The following is a 3,054-nucleotide window of genomic DNA, read 5'->3' as shown; positions in this document are numbered from 1 at the left end:
TTCACAGGCTAGAAGCCTGTGCCACACTACTTGAGTGGCCACTGAGCACTGACCACTGACCACTGACGGCTGACCACTGAACGCGCACGCGTGCGCGTAGCGCTTAAGCTGACCGCTGACTGCTGACTGCTGATAGCCTACTTCAAAACCCTATATCTTCCCTAGCTGATTGGGCGGCTAAAAATACCTCTTGATCGGACACTTCTTGCCAATCTAGCTCCCCAATTTCCCGATAAAATTGCTGATCGTAAGCACGGGTCTTGACTACGACTGGCATTGGTACCGCATGTCCTAAAATCAAGGCTTGTTGCTTAGAATCGAGCTTGGCTAATACCGAACGCAAACTTTGGCCACCAGACACCCCAGTAAAAATTGCTTCAATATCTTTATCATCATTTAGTAAACAAGTAATCCTAGTTCCAATTTGAGACATGACTTCGTTATCAATGCCAGAAGGACGCTGGTCTACGACTAACAAGGTCACAAAATACTTGCGCATTTCACGGGCAATAATCCCAAAAATTGTTTGACGTACTGTGGCTGGATCTAGGAAACGGTGGGCTTCTTCAATGGTAATTACTAGGGGACGGGGGCGATCGCTGGCATTTTTCGACTGCAAAAATATTTCAGCTTTTCTGACATAACTGTTATGAATACGACGGGTAATTAAATTAGTTGCTAACATATAGGAAAGCATATTGGATTGGGAACCGAATTCTACCACAACATGCTTCCCGGCATCGAGAGATTCTAAAATTCGATTGACATAATTATGGGGACAAGCACTGCGGATATACTTCAATTCATCGAATCGGCTTAATTTGCGCTGTAATGCCATAATTGAAGACTTGTTGCCTCGTTTGACTTCGCAAAATTCCTGGATTTCTTCATTGGTCATAGACAGCAGTTGCACAATCCAGGATTTGCCAAATTCATTGCGTAAAATAATGGCATTTTCTAGACTAGCTTCAGAAAGATTTAACTCTCCTCGGACTAGGTTGATATCTTCTACTTCAATTTGGTCATAACTTAGATAAAGCTCTTGGGCATCCCGAATCCCTCGTCGTCTGGTGGATTCTGGGTCGAGGGTATAAAACTTGTACCTGGGATGGAAAAAGCTGGCGCAACCCTTTGACTGTACTAAATTGTTTCCCTTCCGATACGGCTTCCCAGCCATATTCCGAGTGCATATCAAAAATTAAATTTACTGCTGCTTGCCTACGGATAATCCCAGATAGCAGTAGTCGAGTTAGAAAGGATTTACCGGTGCCAGACTTACCAAAAATCCCGTTACTCCGTTCCACAAACCGATCTAAGTCGATGCATATGGGGACTTCCATGTCAAGGGGTTGACCAATGGAAAAATTCCGGCGATGGGGGTCATCTTCCCAGCCAAAGACTGCCCGAAAATCCCGTTCACTAGCATCGTATACTTGAGAAAAGTGGCTGGGAATTGTTTTTACTGGTAACAATTCCATCTCTTCGCTACTTTGAGCTTGAAAGGAGCCTAAGGGACTTTTTCCATTTAGTTCCACTGGCTGTTGTGACTGGGACTTTTGTGGCGTAAACATTAGCATCGGGGTTAGATTAATCGTACCGTAGGTGCCACTACCTGCGAGTACATCCCGTAGAAAATCATCATTGGGATTAGGAGGATTAACCAGAATCCGCTGACTGGAGGTTCCCAAAGACACATCGGTGAGCATACAGAAGAAACGCGATCGCATTCCCTGGACCACCAGAAATTTCCCCACCCGCATATCTTCTACGGAGACATCGGGGTGTAATCGCACTTCCAATCCAGCAGACAAAGAGCCTTGAATAACTGAACCTAAAGGTTGACTTAAATCCATTACCATAATTCCAGGACTATAGCAATGCTAAATCATTTGGGTGATTGGAAGTAGGGAGTAGGGAGTAGGCTATCAGCTATCAGCTATCAGCTATCAGCTATCAGCTATCAGCTATCAGCTATCAGCTATCAGCTATCAGCTATCAGCTATCAGTTATCAGCTATCAGCTATCAGCTATCAGCTATCAGTTATCAGCTGATGGGATGGGTCACAGGCTAGAAGCCTGTGCCACACAAGCTAGTTGAGGTGCTATCAGCTTAAGCGCTACGCGCACGCTACGCGAACAGCTGACGGCTGACGGCTGACCGCTGACCGCTGACCGCTGACGGCTGACCGCTGACCCCTTAGAGTCAATTATTATTAGTCGATCTCAATTGATGTGGGTTGAGAATCACTAGGACTATCGGAAACTAAAGGTTTGCGATAATCAGCATAGATGCGATCGCGCCAAGCGAAAAAGGTTTCGTAGAGGTTACTATCGGCCAAGCCAGGAATGCCTTTACCTTGATATTGCTGGGGGATATCGAGATAATTCCCATCGGGGAATTTCAGGAGCAGACTTAAACCGGCTACGGCAAAATCTGCTAAGCAAGGGGAGTTGCTGACTAGATAAGGACTATCCAGGAGTAACAGACTCAAGGCTTCTAGGTCTTGCTTGAGACCATCTTTGGCTTCCTTGACGGCATCAGTGCCACAACCGACACCAAACCCTAGAATATCTAAAAATTCCGAGGGTACCGAACCAACTACTGTTTTGAGCAAATCCGGGGTTTGGTTCGGTAGGACCGATTTGCGGAAGTCGGGATTTTGGCTCAATGCGCCATAGACCACTTTCCGGCTTTTGGTACCAATGGATTCATCTGCCCATTCTTCGATCAGTAAACACAGTCCTCGTTCTTTGGGATCGGTGGGGATGATGGGTTTGTCGGGATACTTGCGATCCAAATACATTGCGATCGCAGTAGAATCACTAATCACGGTATCCCCATCTTTTAGCACTGGTACCTTACTTTGACCAGACAGTTGGAATAGTTCTAACTGTCCTACTCCTGGGGTTACCTCAATTTTGCGATAGTCCAGCTCTTTGTAATCCAGAATCAGTCGTACTTTCTCTGAGTATTGGGACAGTTCAAATTGATACAACTCCAGCATGTTGGATCTTCTCGCTGTTGATGTGGGACACTATGCTACTGTAGCGTTT

The 3,054-nt window shown here is 45.7% G+C and carries 1 protein-coding gene and 1 pseudogene; both read right to left on the bottom strand.

Annotated elements, in window-relative coordinates:
* Positions 1-142: 142 nt before the first annotated feature.
* A pseudogene (locus F6K20_RS31570) lies at positions 143-1,853 on the bottom strand (helicase HerA domain-containing protein).
* A 360-nt stretch (positions 1,854-2,213) separates the two neighbouring features.
* Positions 2,214-3,005, bottom strand: a complete 792-nt coding sequence (locus F6K20_RS31565; RefSeq protein WP_008190864.1) for a glutathione S-transferase family protein — start codon at positions 3,003-3,005, stop codon at positions 2,214-2,216.
* Positions 3,006-3,054 lie beyond the last annotated feature (49 nt).

It is taken from the genome of Moorena sp. SIO2C4 (genome assembly GCF_010672485.1).
GTDB classification, from domain to species: Bacteria; Cyanobacteriota; Cyanobacteriia; order Cyanobacteriales; family Coleofasciculaceae; genus Moorena; species Moorena producens.
This window is presented reverse-complemented; position numbering and strand designations above follow the sequence as displayed.